This window comes from Mucilaginibacter terrae (genome assembly GCF_042679325.1).
In the GTDB taxonomy this organism is placed as follows: domain Bacteria; phylum Bacteroidota; class Bacteroidia; order Sphingobacteriales; family Sphingobacteriaceae; genus Mucilaginibacter; species Mucilaginibacter terrae.
Genome location: NZ_JBHTMJ010000012.1, coordinates 331,855 through 347,315 on the forward strand (window position 1 = coordinate 331,855; position 15,461 = coordinate 347,315).

General features: G+C 44.3%; 11 protein-coding genes. 2 read left to right on the forward strand and 9 right to left on the reverse strand.

The annotated features are described in order from the left end of the window. Positions 1 to 57 precede the first annotated feature (57 nt). The 3 genes from ACFQ3S_RS13385 to ACFQ3S_RS13395 all read right to left on the reverse strand — a co-directional run bounded on the left by ACFQ3S_RS13385 (position 58) and on the right by ACFQ3S_RS13395 (position 3,370). Positions 58 to 567, reverse strand: coding sequence for a GNAT family N-acetyltransferase (locus ACFQ3S_RS13385; protein WP_377165230.1), 510 nt, complete (start codon positions 565 to 567; stop codon positions 58 to 60). A 151-nt stretch (positions 568 to 718) separates the two neighbouring features. After that, positions 719 to 1,054, reverse strand: coding sequence for a cupin domain-containing protein (locus tag ACFQ3S_RS13390; protein ID WP_377165232.1), 336 nt, complete (start codon positions 1,052 to 1,054; stop codon positions 719 to 721). 33 nt (positions 1,055 to 1,087) lie between these two features. Continuing rightward, entirely contained in the window at positions 1,088 to 3,370 is a 2,283-nt protein-coding gene (locus ACFQ3S_RS13395; protein WP_377165234.1) for a glycoside hydrolase family 3 N-terminal domain-containing protein, read from the reverse strand. A 213-nt stretch (positions 3,371 to 3,583) separates the two neighbouring features. Here ACFQ3S_RS13395 and ACFQ3S_RS13400 point away from each other — a divergent pair, with 213 nt between their 5' ends. After that, complete coding sequence (locus ACFQ3S_RS13400; protein ID WP_377165236.1) at positions 3,584 to 6,379, forward strand: glycoside hydrolase family 2 protein; 2,796 nt, start codon at positions 3,584 to 3,586, stop codon at positions 6,377 to 6,379. Between the two features lie 3 nt (positions 6,380 to 6,382). After that, the gene (locus tag ACFQ3S_RS13405; protein WP_377165238.1) at positions 6,383 to 8,173 is read left to right on the forward strand and encodes a glycoside hydrolase family 9 protein; all 1,791 of its coding nucleotides are present in this window, start codon (positions 6,383 to 6,385) and stop codon (positions 8,171 to 8,173) included. Positions 8,174 to 8,187: 14 nt separating this feature from the next. Here the strand turns inward: ACFQ3S_RS13405 and ACFQ3S_RS13410 are convergent, their stop codons facing one another. From ACFQ3S_RS13410 to ACFQ3S_RS13435, 6 genes are read right to left on the reverse strand one after another with little or no spacing between them, the layout of a single operon-like run. Beyond that, the gene (locus ACFQ3S_RS13410; RefSeq protein WP_377165240.1) at positions 8,188 to 8,751 is read right to left on the reverse strand and encodes a hypothetical protein; all 564 of its coding nucleotides are present in this window, start codon (positions 8,749 to 8,751) and stop codon (positions 8,188 to 8,190) included. A 29-nt stretch (positions 8,752 to 8,780) separates the two neighbouring features. Further along, positions 8,781 to 9,251, reverse strand: a complete 471-nt coding sequence (locus ACFQ3S_RS13415) for a hypothetical protein (RefSeq protein WP_377165242.1) — start codon at positions 9,249 to 9,251, stop codon at positions 8,781 to 8,783. 6 nt (positions 9,252 to 9,257) lie between these two features. Further along, on the reverse strand, positions 9,258 to 10,394 hold the full coding sequence (locus tag ACFQ3S_RS13420) for a glycoside hydrolase family 26 protein (protein ID WP_377165244.1): 1,137 nt from the start codon (positions 10,392 to 10,394) through the stop codon (positions 9,258 to 9,260). Positions 10,395 to 10,416: 22 nt separating this feature from the next. Beyond that, a complete protein-coding gene (locus ACFQ3S_RS13425) occupies positions 10,417 to 12,396 on the reverse strand; it encodes a sialate O-acetylesterase (RefSeq protein ID WP_377165246.1) in 1,980 nt (659 codons plus the stop codon). 15 nt (positions 12,397 to 12,411) lie between these two features. Further along, the gene (locus tag ACFQ3S_RS13430; RefSeq protein WP_377165248.1) at positions 12,412 to 13,677 is read right to left on the reverse strand and encodes a glycoside hydrolase family 27 protein; all 1,266 of its coding nucleotides are present in this window, start codon (positions 13,675 to 13,677) and stop codon (positions 12,412 to 12,414) included. Positions 13,678 to 13,693: 16 nt separating this feature from the next. Then, complete coding sequence (locus ACFQ3S_RS13435; RefSeq protein ID WP_377165250.1) at positions 13,694 to 15,454, reverse strand: alpha-L-arabinofuranosidase; 1,761 nt, start codon at positions 15,452 to 15,454, stop codon at positions 13,694 to 13,696. Positions 15,455 to 15,461 lie beyond the last annotated feature (7 nt).

Here is a 15,461-nt window from a genome sequence, read left to right on the forward strand (position 1 = left end):
TCCCAAAAAATCGCAGATAATTCTTGTTTCTTAGCTCTTGTTTCTTGTCTCTCCTCTTTAAACCGTTTTCTCCATAACCATTAACGTAATGGGCACTATGGCCATGCTGGTATGCGTAACCAGGGGCATTGTGACGCCTGTAGCTATATAGCCGCGGCGCTCGTACCAGTTAATAAGTTCCAGCCGGGTGGTAATTACAGTAATTTTAACTGCTTCACAACCCAGTTCACGAGCCAGATCATCCCCTGCAGCCAATAGCTGCCTACCGATGCCAGCGGCTTGCAAAGTTGGCTTTACAGTAAGCATACCTAAGTACAAGCGGTTATTCCTGATCTGTTCCAGGTAAACAAAGCCGATGATTTGCCCGTGATGGTTTGTGTATTTCAACAATGTAATTTCAGGGCGATGAAAGTAACCCGTTAGTTCTTCTTCATCAATACGTATGCCTTCCAGCAAATGGCCCTCACTTGTCCACCCCTGTTTAGAGCTTTCGCCACGGTAAGCACTATTTACCAGTGCAACAACTTCGGGAACATCAGTTAACAAGATTTTTGAAATATTCGACATTAAAAAATTATTGGTTGCAAACGTACTATTTCTTTAAATATTTGCAAATTCTTCCTGCATCCACCAAAAAGCCCGAACAGAATAATACAGTTCAGGCTTCATAAGGTATTTTATAAAATACTAATCCTTTTTTCTGACCAAGGCTAATTTCTTATAACTGTCTCAAATCTTCCCGTATCGGGTTAAATACGTCGAGCAGTTTGCAATCGGTTATGGCACGGCCGCCATGCGGTATATGCGGAGGAATAACGGCAAAGGTATTGGTATCCAAAATTTGAGGTACACCATTAACAATGAGCTCGAACTGGCCTTGTAACACAAAGGCGCACTGGTGATGCGGATGGGTATGTATGGCCGATACCGCGCCGGCCTTAACTTCTAAAAAGTTAAGTGTATTAACCTCGGTGTGTACCAGTTGCGCAAAATAACCCGGCGCCATTTCTTTAACCGGTATATCGCTGAACTGCTTAAATATTGAAGAATCCATAAATTAAATTAGTCGTTATGATATACAAATGTATCATAATTTGCCCGATCTGGATACAACATCCGGCCCTTCATAATTTATTGATTTCACCTGATCACCTATTTGAATTTTAAACTCTCCCGGCTCGGTTACCAGTTTGTTTTGATCGTTTACAAAGGCCAGGTCTTTAGCGCTGATCTTAAAATTTACCATACGTTTTTCACCCGGTTTAAGGCTGATTTTGGTATAAGCTTTTAAGCGCTTGGCATCGGGGGTAATACTGGCATACAGATCACTGATGTATAACAGCACCGCTTCTTTACCTTCTAACTTCCCGGTATTTTTAATATCAACCGATATGGTTAAAGTTTGGGCATCGGTCAGTTTTGCAGTGCTCAGCTTCAGGTTTTGGTAGCTGAAAGTAGTATAGCTTAACCCGTGTCCAAATTCATACAACGGGCTATATCCATGCTTATCATCACTATTGCCGTTTTCGGTACCCTTACGATAGTAGTTAACCAGCGCATTAGCGTAACGGGGGTAAGTAACCGGTAACCTGCCCGATGGATTATCATCACCAAACAAAATATTGGCTAACGCATTGCCTCCTTCGTTACCCGGCAAATAAGTCATTACCGTGGCTGCCGATAAACTATCCGCTTCGGTTATAATCCGCGGACGGCCTTCGGCTAATACTAAAATTACCGGTTTGCCTGTTTTAGCCATTGCCCGTGCAAGTTGCAATTGCGCTTCGGGCAGGTTTAAATCATCCACATTACCCGGGTTTTCGGTATAAGATAGCTCACCCAGGCATAATATAACCGCATCGCATTTTTGGGCTGCACTTACGGCATTGTCCAAATTTTGCAAAGCATCGTAACCGGCACCCTGTTCAAAAACAACCTTATCCTTACCTGTTTTTTGCTGTATGGCTTCTAAAATAGTGTTTTTATCTGCTGCATATTCATCGCTTTTTTCTCCCTGCCAGGTATAACTCCAGCCGCCGTTTAAAGAACGCATGGTATTGGCTGTAGGGCCGGTTACCAGTACATTCATATTCTTATTAAGCGGCAAAACCCGGCCTTTATTTTTTAGTAAGGTAATAGCTTCTGTAGCGGCATCTAAACTGGCTTTGCTAAACTCTGCCGATCCAAATTTGGAGTAATCGGCCGGATTACCTACCGGGTTTTCAAACAGTCCTAATTCATATTTAACCATCAAAATTCTTTTTACCGATTGATTGATGCGTGCCAAAGGTACTTTGCCCTCCTTAACCAGTTCAATCAAATAATTGTAGAAAGTGTAATCGTAAGGTACCATGCTCATATCAACCCCAGCATTCACAGCAATCATAACGGCTTCCTTTTGAGTAGCGGCTACATGGTGGCGGTCATGCAGGTATTTTATATCCTGCCAATCGGTTACGGCAATACCGGTAAAGCCTAATTCGTTGCGTAAAACATCTGTTAACAAGTATTTGCTGGCATGTACCGGTACACCGTTAATTTCGGCAGAGTTGATCATGAGTGTGCGTGCCCCAGCCTTTACCGCTTCAGCAAATGAAGGTAAAAAGTACTCCCGCATATAACGGTCGGGTATCCAGGCGGGGGTACGGTCTTTACCACTAAGCGGGTAGCTATAACCCAGGTAATGTTTCATACATGCCGCTACCTTATATTTATCGCCCAGGTTGCCCTGATACCCCTTAATAATGGCAGCACCCATGGTTTTCACCAGCAAAGGGTCTTCGCCAAAGGTTTCATAAATACGCGGCCAAAGCGGGTTCTTACCTAAGTCGAGCACGGGAGAAAAGTTCCAGGGAATGTAACTGGCGCGGGTTTCATAGGCTGTTATTTCACCGGTTTTGTAGGCCAGGCTGGTATTAAATGTCGCGGCCAGGGCAATTTCCTGCGGAAACAGGGTACTGCCGGTAGTATAATTCATGCCATGTATGGCATCAATACCGTATATCACCGGAATCTTCAACCGGCCTTGTGCTGCAATTTGCTGAATCTTGGATATAAACGTAAACCATTGTTCACGGCTATAAGGCTTACCGCTGGTGTTTAATAACGACCCAACGTGATACTTTAAAATAGCTTCACGCAGTTTGCTTTCATTTATGGTATGAGGTTCGGTGGTGACCTTTTTATCATCGGTGCTTATAACGGCGTCCAAAGTCAGTTGGGTCATCTGTCCTACTTTTTCTTCCAGCGTCATGGTGGCCAGTAGTTTATTTACACGTACATCGTTAAGCTGATTTGAAACTAAAGTTTGCTGGGCTATAGCACAAACGGAAGCCATTAAGGCAATACTTAATAATCCTAAATACTTCATATTAGGGTTTACAATAAATGAGATATAATTGGTTAAACGCCTTAGTTAGGCAAGGCTAATATAAATGCTTAATAGTTAGTTATCACTGAGTGGTAAAATAATGCTATGAAAAGCAATAAAAATACAACTATTTGGCAACAGATTTGTGATAATATTACCTCTGAATAAACCTGTTTATTTAAAACAGGTTAAGTTCCTTATAATCTTTTATTTATGAGAAATATTTTCTGTTATTTTGCTTTTATATTGGTTTATCAGTTGGGTTTTAATACCACTTTATATGCACAAACCAGTTCTGTTAAACAGGTTCAGCTTACCAGGTTCCAACTGCAGTCATCGTTTATTGTTAAGGAAGGTGGACAAGAACTTTCGGGTAATAATTACAAGGCCAATACTGCATGGTATCCGGTAAAGGTACCCTCAACGGTGCTAACCGGTTTAGTGGCCAATAAGGTTTATCCAAGTCCTTACCAGGCACTAAACAATATGCGCATACCAGACGCGTCGGACGAGTTTAACAAGCAATATGACCTGGAAAAGTTTAGCCATATACCCGGTACGCCTAATCCATGGAAAAAGCCTTATTGGTACCGTACTACCTTTAAAGTACCTGCCGGTGATAAAGGAAAAATATTCCAGCTCATATTTAAGGGGATAAATTACCGGGCCGAGGTTTGGCTGAACGGTAAACGCATAGCCGACTCAACTCAAATGGCGGGCATGTTTGCCGCATATAACCTCCCTGTAAGCAACCACATTTTGGCAGGCGCTGTAAACACTCTGGCTGTGAAGATCTATCCGTTAGATTACCCCGGCCTGCCCGATAAAGAACAACTGGAGGCATTAGGTCCGTTTTATGCCAACGGTGGCCCTACAGGCGATATTGGCAAGAACGTAACTATGCTGTGCTCGGCCGGTTGGGACTGGATGCCACCTGTACGCGACCGCAACATGGGAATTTGGCAGCCAGTGTACTTACGCACTACCGGCGCCGTTACTATCGGAAAGCCAAAGCTGGTTACCGAATTGGCTTCCCTTCCTGATACCAGTACGGCAAATTTGTCATTAAACCTCACATTATCCAACTACAGCACGGTTAAAACCACCGGTAAATTGCTGGTTAACATTAAGCCTGAAAACTTTACCGGTACAGCCGTGCAATTTAGCCGCGCTATAAATGTAAAAGCCGGCGAAGCAAAAAGCGTTAGCCTCACTCCTGCCCAGGTAAGTGAGCTTTACATTGGTAACCCTAAGCTATGGTGGCCCAATGGTTATGGCAAGGCCAATTTATACCGCATCCGGTTGCAATACATCAATAACAAACAAATTACCGACGATACCACTTTTGTGTTTGGCATACGTACGGTTAGCTCTAAGGCTACCGATGTAAAGGGCTTTACCCGCCGTGAGTTTTTTGTGAACGGTAAACGTGTACACCTCAACGGCGGTGCCTGGGTGCCCGATATGATGGTGAACCGCGATTCGGCACGGTATGATCATGAGCTGCATTTGTGCCGTACGGCCAATGTAAACCTGGTGCGTATATGGGGTGGAGGCATTACCCCTCCCGATCATTTTTGGAATGCCTGTGATAAATACGGGCTCATGGTATGGTCGGACTTTTGGATCACTGGCGATACACAGGGTGAGTTTAAGGGTTCACCAAATTATCCGCTGGAAGGCAATGTGTTTACCAGGAATGTGATCAGTACCATATACCGCATCCGCAATCATCCCAGCCTGCTGGTATGGACGGGCGGTAACGAAGGACATGCCCGTAAAGAACTTTACGATGTAATGCGTAACAGTATTATTACGCTCGATGGCACACGACCTTATATTCCTAGTTCATCGGGTTTTGCCAAACTGCCTGAAGGATGGGATGGTGCATGGCCAGATAATAAGCCAACCGGTGTTTACAGTGGCGGTCCTTATGCCTGGAAAGACCCGAAGGAATACTATCGTTTAGCTGATGCCGGCAAAGACTGGGTGTTTAAAGATGAAACGGGTTTACCCTCGCAACCGCCATATAATACCTTGGCGAAGAACATCCCCGATACTACCTGGGACCAAAAACTGCCTTACCCGCTCAACCATATGTGGGGATATCATGATGCGGCAACGGGTGCAGGTAAGTATGACGAGTATTATAAAGATATGGTGAGCCGTTACGGCAAACCTACAAGCCGGTTAGATTTTTCGAACAAGATGCAGCTCATGAACGCAACCGGATACCAGGGTATATTTGAAGCAGCAGGGCATAAATTAATTGAAACCGGCGGTGTAATGCTGTGGAAACTAAATGCCGCGTTTCCGAGTGTTATATGGCAAATTTATGATTGGTACCTGCAACCCAATGCCGGTTATTATGCCATGCAAAACGCGGTAGAACCCATCCACATTCAATTTAACCAAAACGATTCTACCGTGGCCGTACTCAACCGTACACATCGTTCCACCGGTAATTTAATGCTGCAGGCCGATGTTTATGATACCGGCACCAAACAACTGTTCCATCAACTGGCAACAGCCAGCTTAACTCACGAAGGCGTTAAAGAAGTTATACCAATGGCTTATGTTTTAAAGCCACTAAAAGGTTTAAGCTTTGTGGTGTTGAGCTTAAAGAACGCCAAAGGGCAGATCGTTTCGCGCAATGCTTACTGGATGGCTCCGAATAATGATTATGCGCCGTTAAACACCCTGCCTAAAACGCAAATACAAACCAAATTACTTAAAAAAGAAAAAGGTAAAACAGAAAACAAGTGGACGGTGCAGTTGAGTAATAATAGCAACAAAATAGCGTTTTTCGTTCGCCCTCAGCTCATGTTAAATAATGAAGAGATGAGGCCGAGTTATTGGTCGGCCAGTTACATTACTTTAGCTCCGCACGAAAGCACCACCTTGTCTGTAAGTGTTCCGGCGATTATTTTAGGCGGTAAAACCCCTTTCATAACGGTGGAAGGTTGGAATGTAAGCAAACAATTGCTTCTGCTTAATGGTATTCACTAAGGCATGACAAAATCACAGAGCAAACTAACCTTACATACATTATTTACCGGCATTGGTTTACTGATGCTTACCTCAACAGCAAACGCACAAACAACAAAAAGTAAGGGATCAGATAGTATCAGGATCAACCAGATCGGCTTTTATCCTAAAGCACCTAAAACTGCCATTGTATTAACCGATAAGGTTGAAAAATTTACCGTACAGGATTTAAGCAAACGTATTGTGTTTTCGGGTACGCTAAAAGCGGCTCCCCTGGCAGATATGGCGGGTAACCCAACTTTTATAGCCGACTTTACAGCTTTAACCAAGCCTGGCAGTTATATTGTGCAGGTTTCATCGGTTGGATTTTCATATCCGTTTAAAATAGAATTCAACACGCATAAACAACTTGTTGCAGGGGTTATGAAGGGCTTTTATTACCAGCGTGCATCAATTAGTTTAACCACAGCGTTTGCCGGAAAATGGACAAGACCTGCCGGCCACCCAGACGATTCGGTACTTATTCACCCATCAGCGGCTACAGTAAAGCGCCCGGCAGGCATGGTTATACGATTGCCCCGGGGATGGTATGATGCCGGTGATTATAATAAGTATATCGTTAACAGCGGTATTAGCATGGGTACGCTTCTTTCTATTTGCGAAGATTTCCCTGAATATACTAAAGCCGTTAAATTAAATATACCGGAAAATAACAATAAGGTACCCGATATTTTAGATGAACTGTTGTGGAACCTGCGCTGGATGCTGACCATGCAAGACCCGGACGATGGCGGTGTTTATCATAAATTAACCAATGCATCTTTTGACGGTATGGTTATGCCCGATAAAGCTTTAACTCCCCGGTATGTAGTACAAAAAGGAACGGCTGCCACACTTGATTTTGCCGCGGTAATGGCACAAGCCAGCCGGGTATTAAAGCGTTACAACCAAGCCTTACCGGGTCTTTCCGACTCGTGTATTAAAGCATCTATTAAAGCCTGGCAATGGAGCCTTAAAAATCCGAATTTAGCGTATGAACAAAAAGCTATAAACGCGCAATATAGCCCGGTAATTTTAACAGGCGAATATGGCGATCATTACTTTAAAGATGAATTTAACTGGGCCGCATGCGAATTATATATTACAACCGGCGATGACAGGTATTTGATAAACAGCACTTTAAAAACCAGTAGGTTCACCATACCTTCATGGGCACAGGTGAGCACTTTAGGTTACTACAGCCTGCTCCGTAACCGTAACAAGCTTTCTGTAGCGGGTAAACAGTATTTGCCGGCCTTAACCAGGCAACTTGTTGTTTTTGCGGATAGCCTGATGATGGGTGCCGATCAAACCGCTTACCAAACGGTTATGGGTAAACGGGCTAAAGATTTTGGCTGGGGCAGCAATTCGGGTGCAGCTAACCAGGGCATCGCCTTAATACAAGCCTACCTGTTAACTAACGATATTAAGTATGCTAACGCCGCATTAACAAATCTCGATTATTTGTTGGGCCGAAATGCTACCGGTTACTCTTATGTTACAGGGTTTGGAAGTAAACAAATCATGCATCCGCACCACAGGCCTTCAGTGGCCGACGGCGTTGCTGAGCCAGTTCCGGGCTTGTTAACAGGCGGGCCAAATCCAGGCAAACAAGACGATGTGGATTTGCCTTCGTTAATACCCGACCGCGCTTTTATTGATGATGACCGGGCTTATGCGGTGAATGAAATAGCCATTAACTGGAACGCGCCTTTTGCCTACCTGGTAAACGCTTTTGAAGCTTTACAGATGAAGTGCGGGTATAGCGTGAAGTAATAAACGGATATTGGTTAACAGCCTTTTAATTTTTTAAGATACCCGGAAAGTTCATTAGCAATAAGTTGATGCTCCTCTAAACTTGGGTGACCATCGCAACCTGCATGATACTGTTTGCTGAAAAAATAGTGGCTTACTTTACGGTCTCCGCTTTCAAGAAGTTTGGCCTCAACTCCTGAAATATAATTCTTTAATGCTGTCGTCAGTTTAGTATCGCCCATAGGGCTGGTTAACATTACCAGGTTTGCCTTGGGATAGCGCCCGCGTACATCTTTTATAAACTTCACATAAGCCGTACAAAAAGTTGTTGAATCTTGTATCCCATCATTTTGTCCCAGGCACATGGTTACCACATCGGGTACATATTTTTTAAAATCCCATTGAAGTGAATCCTGCTGTAAATTAACACGATCAAAGATATCAGGCATTGTAAATTTGATATTGCAGCAACTATGGATTAGGCCAATGCCTGAATAGGCCGTTAGCTGCCATTGCGCATTAAGCGTACGGGCAACACGTGGACCGTAACTCATATAAGCATTATGCTGATCCTGCCACACGCCTTTACCACATGGCACTACCGACTGGTCGCTTCCTGTACCGCAGGTTATAGAGTTACCGATAATTCTATTTTGTACTTAGTTTTATTGATCCAGGGCAGCAACTTAGTACAGGTGATACCCACAAATTCCAGGTAGCCTATACCTGTTTCGGTATCCTTGCAAATAGTAACGGTATGAATACCTGCGGATAAATTTTTTGCCAGTTGTATATGATTGGTTTTCCCGGTAGTTTGTAGCCGTACCGGCAAACGGTTATCAATAACTACTTCAATGTAGTTGTGATTTTTACCCCAAAGCACCTCATCATTTAAATCAATAGCTAAAGCAGTGCCGCTAAACCTTGCCTGTAAGTACACACCCGGACTCCAGAAACGCGGCCTGGCTGGATCTTTAAAATCTATCCGTCCTACATAACTCAGGTAAGGATGGTTGGCTTTGTAAGTATTTAGCTTTACCGGCTTAGCCTGTGAAACACAAGTAAGGCAAAAAAGCATCAGGCATACTATATATTTCATAATATTTTATTTATAAGTACCTGGAACAATGTATTTTCCGTACACAGCTAAAGGCGTTAAACGGTTTTGAAATATATTGCTTTTACTGTTGAAAAACCTGATAAAATCCTGTTCACTAATTTGCCCCGGGTAAGGGGTGTAATAATGATCGGTACGGCCATTACGCCAGGCCAGTACGTAAGATGTTTTATTATTCTTTTGCAGTTCGGGCTGTAAAACTTGAGTCCACCAGTCGGCCATAGGTATTTGTTCGTAACCTGTTTCGGCCAGGCAGGTTAATTTATGGTGCTCATCGGCAATTCGCTGCTGAAGAGCCAGCCTCATTCCTAACTTTTGTTGATACTGTGGTACGCTTTTATAACAGTAATTATCAAAGCCAACAAAGTCTGCATATTCGTCTCCGGGATAGCGCAGCAAAAAATCTTCTTTGGTATCAAAATCGGCTACGGAATAAACGATAAGCAAATTATGCAGGTTTTTTTGATTACGCAAATAATCGATGGTAAATCGCCATAATGTTTTAAATTCTTCGGGAGTGCAGGTATTGCGGCACCACCAGAACCAGTTACCCGTAAGCTCGTGAAACGGACGAAACAAAAGCGGAATGGCTTCGCCCTCACCACCTTTTAAAGTACGGATATATTTGGCCATCCGGTTAAGGTATTGCACATACGTGGCATGGGCACTACCACCCGGCAAAATTTCTTTAACCGAATTATGCGTGGTATCCCAGGCAGTTTTACCATTAAAAGGATTGTCTACATGCCAGCAAAAGGTATTAATACCCCCCCTGTTGTAGGCTTGCTTTACCAATTTACGCTGTAGCTTAAACGGAATGCCGTTAATATCGCGGGTACTGTCATGTTCTATTTTGGCAAAGTCCCAACCATATATAGCAGGGTATGAGCCAGTAACGCTCTTTACATCCGACCGGTTTTTATCAAACTTCCATCCTACCCCATAAGCTGTGGCATCATGATGGGCAAACAATGCTCCTGCACCCTGTAAACGCTGCATACTGCTAAATAGGAAGCGGGTTTGATAGGTGGCCTTGGGGTCGCAGGGGGCATAAAGCTGCTGTGCCTTGGCATGCATGCCTTGCAACAAAGCCGCCGCTAAAGTAAGATTAAATAGAAATTTCATAATTGGTAGTAAATAGTATTGTTTATTTATCTATTGTATTTCCATTGCTTAAACCCTTCCAGTTATCGGTACGGAAGGGAAACAAGGGCAAACCGTTGCTATTGTAAACATTGGCGTTGGCCGGGTTATCTTCCCAGGCATAACGAACAGCAACCGGCGATGGAACCTCTCCGGCATAAACTTTAACGGTGTTTTTATTAAGCACTTCGGCCTTGGCCCAATAAAAGCGCTCGTCGGCACCAGCAATTTGAAAGTTATTGAGGTTTTTTACAGTCTTTAAACCATCGCTGATGTGATCCACTTTGATCAGTATGTAATTTTCTTTTGCTTTGAAAGACCGGTAACGCGGCCCTTGGCCCTTTACCGGTAATTTATACACCTGCTGCTGGGCAAGCAACGCCAAACGATGGCCAATAATTTGTTTGTTTTTAGGATGGATATTTGCCGAATCGCCCACGTCAATAGCGGTAACCATACCCGTGTTGGGTAGCTTCAACGCCCTATCCTGTGCTTCGCGAACTTCGGCCCAATAAGAACCTCGGGGTGATATTGCCTTACGATGGTAATTGGCTAACTGTACGTACAAAAACGGGAGACTGCCTTGATCAAACTGCTTACGCCAATCGCTGATCATCCTTGGAAACAACTCGCGGTACTGCTCTCCTCTAAACCAGTTGCTTTCGCCCTGGTACCAAAGCACACCTTTAATACTGTAGTTTATTAGCGGGTTTACCATGGTTTTGTACAACAGCGTTGGCCCATTATTAGGGCCATACTCTTTGGTGGGCCTATCGTATTTAGTTAACTGGTAACCAACTTTATATTGCCAGGTGCCGGCGATACTTAGGCTACGGCTGCCTGTTTTAATAAAAAAGTTTTTAGCCGGGTCAGAGAAACCACCATCGCCACCATAATTTTCTACCTTCACGGCAATTACATTGTTGCCTTCTTTTAATACAGATTTAGGAATAGTATAGGAACGGTACTTACCCCAGGCTTCAGGAATACGGCCAACTTCAATGCCGTTTACATACGTTACATCAGCATTTTGAATAACACCCAGGCTTAGCGTGGCATCGCTTTGCAGATCGGCCTTGGTAAGTTGTATAGTTTTGCGAAACCAAACAATGCCGTCCATTTCCCACAGATCGTTTTTACCGGTAAACTCCCAGGTAATGGGCAGGTTAATAGTTTGCCAGTATGAAGTATTTAAACCGGGTTCAGCCCACAGCGGTTTGCCGTTTTTACTACCTGCATCCTGCTGTATAAAATTGGCTATCCAGGCAGCATACATAGCGCGGTGTTTAGCATTATAATCAGCAGTATCTGTTTGTGCTAAATTTTGTGCCATGGGGCCGAAAGTTGGTTCACTGGCTATGCCGTAGGCACTTATCCAGCTTTCAATAACCGTACCTCCCCAACTGGCATTAATTAAGCCAATGGGAATATGTAATTTCTGCTGAATTTCTCGGGCAAAAAAGTAACCTATAGCACTGAAATTTGCAACCGCCCGACTGTTGCAGGCCGCCCAATGGCCTTTTGTATCATCCATAAGGGTTAACGATAAACTTTTATTCACAGAAAATAAGCGAATGTTAGGGTAATTGGCATTCCTGATCTCTTCTTCGGCATTGTTGGCTATGGATAACGGGAACTCCATATTTGACTGCCCGGAGCACAACCACACATCGCCTACCAGTATATCATCGAGCGTAATTTTGTTATCTCCGTTTAAAACCATTTTGTAAGGTCCGCCAGCCTGCATTTGAGGTAACCGTACTTTCCATTTACCGTTTTGCGCAGTTGTGGCATTATAAACGTGACTTTTAAACGTGATAGTTACCTTTTCACCTGCATTAGCCCAGCCCCATACGTTTACAGGTTTATTACGCTGCAATACCATGTGGTTACCTACCAATTGAGGTAAGCGGATAGTGCCTTGTGCTGTTAAAACCGTTAGGCCGGTAACCAGTAATAGCAAAGTTTTTTTAAAGCACTGCATGGTAAACGGTATTAATTATTTGGTGAGCATAAACATAACCGCATCATGAGCCGGTATAGTTTGTTTAAAAGCAGTTTTTGTAGTACCGGCATCTTTTTTAGCCCAAACATTGCGCAGTTTATAATTGGTTTTGGCAAAGTCGACACCTAATTTGGTTTGCGCGTCGTGCAGGGCGTGTTCGGCCCATACGTAATTAATATTTTGCGGATGATTGGCACGGTTTAAAAAACATACCGCCCAGTTGTTGTTGTTCATGGGTTTCACCCAAATCTCTAAACCATCGAAAGCAAAATACCGGTAGGCCGATATGCCTAACGCATCCTGGTTAATGGCAATAGCTTCTTTGTTAGTCAAAATGCTTTGGCTTTGCGGCGACATCTTGCGCAGATCGTTACCGGCCATGAGCGGAGCTGCCAGCATGCACCATAACGAAAAATGTGCTTTGTCTTCTGCATAACTCATTCCGTTGCCTACCTCCAGCATATCGGGATCGTTCCAGTGGTTAGGGCCATTATACCTGCGGATGGCCGGCATTTTATCCAAAATAGTCATCACACTTAACGCCGTCCAGCTACCCATGTGTTTGTCCTTATCAAAATTGGCTGTGATATCGCCGGTGGCTCTGTACATTTCGCCTACCCCATTGGCCCATAACCAGGGTTGGTGATTGCCCCACTCGCATAAGCTGAACAAGATAGGTCTGCCTGTAGCCTGTAAAGCACGCGCCATGGTAATATAGGCCTCACGGGCGTTTAAGCTGTCAGTATTACACCAGTCGTACTTCAAGTAATCAACACCCCACGAGGCGTAAAGGCGTGCATCTTCATACTCATGGCCACGGGTACCAGGATAACCACCGCATGTTTTATCGCCTGCACAATTATAAATGCCAAACTTTAAGCCCTTGCTATGCACGTAATCGGCAAAAGCTTTCATACCGGCAGGAAACTTTTTAGGGTCGGCTATCAGGCTTCCGTTTTTATCACGTTCCATGGCCATCCAGCCATCATCCAGCACAAAAAATTGATAACCGGCATCGCGCATACCCGACGATACGTAGGTATCTACCATATCGCGCAGTAATTTCTCATCTATTTTAGTTTGAAACGTGTTCCAGCTATTCCAGCCCATGGGCGGAGTTGGTGCCAGGTTGGTTACCTTTTGCACACCTGCTTTTTTTTCAACCTTAACCGGTGCTGCCTCATCCTGTGCCCGCAGTGCGCTGCAAGTAAAAACGGTCAACAATGCGGTAAGTAAACATTTGGTTAATAAATTTTTCATGATAATAAGTTTGAATTTATTTTTTAGCGACCACCATAAACATAGCTCCATAAGCCGGAATGGTAACCCGGATACCACCTGATACAGCCGCAGTGTAAGGCGCAATAGTTGTATAATTACCCGGACCACCCGTACTGCCAGCCGGCCCCTGCCCGTTAACTTTCACCTGGCCCGAAAAGTTGCCGTTATCGGCACCACCGTTAAGGGTGTAGTAGTAATAACTTGTGCCGATATCAAAGTTGTTTACTTTAACCGCAACGGTTTGTGCCGATGCCCCTTTGTTTACCAGCACCACACCTGCTTCACCTGAGTTAAAGGTTGAGCTGTAGCTTACCACATCGGTACTGCCGGTGGCTGAAGTAGGCACCATGCGGTCGCCAAAATATTTTTGAAAATAGTAGAGATAAAAGAATGCCGGGCGAGGGTTCCATGCGGCTGCGCCGGGCTCCGTGTTACCGGTGGTAATGGGGTTATTAAGCAAACCGTGGTCGTTACCCTGGTCCCAGGCATTAGCCAGATCCCAGCGAGCGGCCATACCAAATCCATTTTTGATGACCTCGCCTAAAACCATTACTGCGTGCAGGCCTGCAATGTTCGATACCATTTGGCGCGAGCCTGTAGAGTTGATATTCCACTCGGTTAGTGCAATAGGTTTTTGAGTAACACCCGCCGCCTGCGCACTCAGTTTAATATATTCGGCAATGGCTTTAGACTCGGTTACGGCCGTTGGTAAAATTATATCGGGAGACGCATTGGTATTATAAGGCGTATAATAGCTGTGTACTACATAGAAATCGGGCGAGTTACCTGCCTGTGCTAACACCTGTTTATTCCAGTTTTTTATAATGGTTGGATTTGTAGCGTATTCGGCATCTACCATTACAGTGCCGATTTTGATAGTGGCACCTACATCGGCAGCTGCCTTACGCATCGAATCGGCAAATACCTTAAAATGCTGACCGTACAGATCGCCGGTGAGGTATTTAGGCTGGCCGTCTTTGTTCTTAGTTACATCAATATTATATCCGGCTTCCCAGTTCCCGTAATTCTCATTGCCCACTTCCCAGTATTTGGTTCGCCCCTTATCATACCTCACCCAATTGGCTGCTAAATGTGCAGCGGTTTGCACAGGGGTTGGCCCGGTTCCGTAGCGGGCGTAGCCATAATTAACCGTAAGTATGGCTGTGCTATTGGTTTGCCTTAACATGGCATAATAATTATCAAGGCTACAGGTCCAGCTGCCGGTATTTTTGCCATACCAGTAATTTGCAGCAGTTACTGTTCCCTGGTAATCGGTTAATTGTGCTGGCACATCGGTGGGGGCTGCTCCATCGGCAGCATTCCAAAAATAAACATCAGATAAACTGCCACCCGGTGCACGCAAAATGCCCGGGTTTAAATTGGTAATATGGTTCAGTAAAACAGCATCGGTAAGCTGGCCCATGTATGGGTTTACGTTATTACCATACATGTAGCGCGAAACTTTAGCAGTAACCTGGCTTAAATCCACGGTAACGGTTGTTCCCACTTCGGTCAAACCTGGTTTTGCAGATGCTGTGGTAGAAGAAACCGAGAATGTTTTGGGTTGCCAGTTGTCCATAAAAAAGCCTGCGGTATTAGCAGTAGCGGGGTCTGATGCCTTTGCGGTAAAACCTGTGCCGGTGCCGGTATCGAAAGTTGGCGTTTCACCGCCACCAAAGTTTTTATCTTTTTTACACGCTTGCAGTGCCAGCAAAGCCAACAGTGTTAATGGACCTGCCTGTTTAAAATACCTCATAATTTAA

Coding starts and splice junctions, on each gene's coding strand:
- ACFQ3S_RS13435 (WP_377165250.1), bottom strand. CDS start 15,454: ATGAGGTATTTTAAACAGGCAGGTCCATTAACACTGTTGGCTTTGCTG.
- ACFQ3S_RS13385 (WP_377165230.1), bottom strand. CDS start 567: ATGTCGAATATTTCAAAAATCTTGTTAACTGATGTTCCCGAAGTTGTT.
- ACFQ3S_RS13420 (WP_377165244.1), bottom strand. CDS start 10,394: ATGAAATTTCTATTTAATCTTACTTTAGCGGCGGCTTTGTTGCAAGGC.
- ACFQ3S_RS13405 (WP_377165238.1), top strand. CDS start 6,383: ATGACAAAATCACAGAGCAAACTAACCTTACATACATTATTTACCGGC.
- ACFQ3S_RS13400 (WP_377165236.1), top strand. CDS start 3,584: ATGAGAAATATTTTCTGTTATTTTGCTTTTATATTGGTTTATCAGTTG.
- ACFQ3S_RS13395 (WP_377165234.1), bottom strand. CDS start 3,370: ATGAAGTATTTAGGATTATTAAGTATTGCCTTAATGGCTTCCGTTTGT.
- ACFQ3S_RS13425 (WP_377165246.1), bottom strand. CDS start 12,396: ATGCAGTGCTTTAAAAAAACTTTGCTATTACTGGTTACCGGCCTAACG.
- ACFQ3S_RS13390 (WP_377165232.1), bottom strand. CDS start 1,054: ATGGATTCTTCAATATTTAAGCAGTTCAGCGATATACCGGTTAAAGAA.
- ACFQ3S_RS13430 (WP_377165248.1), bottom strand. CDS start 13,677: ATGAAAAATTTATTAACCAAATGTTTACTTACCGCATTGTTGACCGTT.
- ACFQ3S_RS13415 (WP_377165242.1), bottom strand. CDS start 9,251: ATGAAATATATAGTATGCCTGATGCTTTTTTGCCTTACTTGTGTTTCA.